Here is a 1,628-nt window from a genome sequence, read left to right as displayed (position 1 = left end):
CCACGAAACCATCACGGCGTGATATATCGTGGTGCTTCGCACCGGTACCGGCAGATGGGTGAATGAGCAGGGATGCCGCTACCGGAGGCCTCACCACGAAACCAGCGTCATCCGCAGGATTGTGGCCATTCAAACCGGTAACGGCACGAGGCCATTAAAACCCGGGGCCTGACGACGAAACCACCGGGCTGCGCAACCCCGATACGCCAGCCTCCTGCAAGGATCGCTTTCTTTTGGTTACTTATATGAACGCGCCCCGGTTTGCCAGGTAAATCATCTCATGATGCTCGGCGAGGATTTGGTTGCAGCCTTATATCCGGCCTCATGCAGGTCAAGCCTGCGGGCCCCTATGGAATTCGCCAAGAACGGCCCTCGTCTTTTCAGCGTGCTCGAAGCACTAGTAACCGATCAGGGTCTCGTTCTTGCGGTCCAACCTGTCTTGCCATCACGTCACGTCTACCCGCGCAACCTGCTAGTCGAATTCAATTAACCTGCTTCAATAGCCGCAGCTAGGGCTGCTGTGCCTACGGTTTTGGTAGTCGCAGCTGACCTAGCGCGGAATCCGCCATTTGCCTGGCCCTCTCCGCCTTCTTCAGCTCGTGGTCTCTTTCATACGGCTCCTTGCCCCTCAGCACCGCCCAGGCAATTTTTGCCGCCTTGTTGGCCATCGCCACCACCGTCACGTTGGACGGGCGTCGGCGCGCCAGTTGGTCGCACCAGGCCCCTTTGTCCTTGGCCCGGAACACGACTGCTCTGGCACCGTGGATCAGCAGCATGCGCAGGTAACAGTCTCCGCGTTTGCTAATCGCCCCCAATTGCACCTTGCCTCCAGTGCCACGCTGGCGCGGCACCAGCCCCAGGTAGGCCGACAGTTGCCGCCCCGATTCGAAGCCCTGCGCATCGCCGATCGTCGCTAGCAGCGCCGTGGCCGTGAGCATGCCGATCCCTGGAATCGCCATCAGCCGCTTGCACGCCGGCTGCGTTTGGGACCAGGCCTTGATCTGTCCCTCCAACTGCTCAATGCCTTTGTCTAGCCGACCGATCAGCTCGAACTGTTCGCGCAACGCCTCGAACACCCTCGCCGGCACGTCTTCCTCCACTTCGGCCAGCCGCTCGCGCATCTCCGCCAAGCCCGCCTGACGCCCCTTCTTGAAGCTCAAGCCAAACTCATAGAGCGCGCCGCGCAAGGCATTGATCATCATCGTGCGCATCTTGATGTGCTGCTCTCGCATCCGATGCAACACCAGTGTCGCCTGTTGCTCCACTGTCTTCGGCGTCACTGCCGGCATGCCCGGCTGTTGCGCCGCCGTCCAGATCGCGCGCGCATCCGCCGCATCTGTCTTGTTGGTTCGCACGAATGGACGGACGTATTTCGCGTGCAGCAGCTTCACCTCATAGCCCATCTCGAGGAGCTTGCGGGCCCACCAGTGCCCGCTGCCGCATGCCTCCAGCGCCACGCGTCCTTTGCGCTGAGCTAAGAACTCGATCAGCTTTTGACGCTGGAATCGCCGGTTGTGTATCTCGCCAGTCTCAGGGTCAACCCAGTACAGCTGGTCGGGTAGCAGCGACGCATTACTGCGCCGCCGCCCCCTAAGAACCGGACGTGCGAGTCGCCCCGCATCCGGCTC

Annotated in this window: 1 protein-coding gene; it reads right to left on the bottom strand. The window is 61.3% G+C overall.

Annotated elements, in window-relative coordinates:
• Nucleotides 1–524: 524 nt before the first annotated feature.
• The gene (locus ACGLHR_RS51630; protein ID WP_400103859.1) at nt 525–1,565 is read right to left on the bottom strand and encodes an IS110 family transposase; all 1,041 of its coding nucleotides are present in this window, start codon (nt 1,563–1,565) and stop codon (nt 525–527) included.
• Nucleotides 1,566–1,628 lie beyond the last annotated feature (63 nt).

It is taken from the genome of Cupriavidus sp. CuC1 (assembly GCF_044627735.1).
GTDB classification, from domain to species: domain Bacteria; phylum Pseudomonadota; class Gammaproteobacteria; order Burkholderiales; family Burkholderiaceae; genus Cupriavidus; species Cupriavidus ulmosensis.
This window is presented reverse-complemented; position numbering and strand designations above follow the sequence as displayed.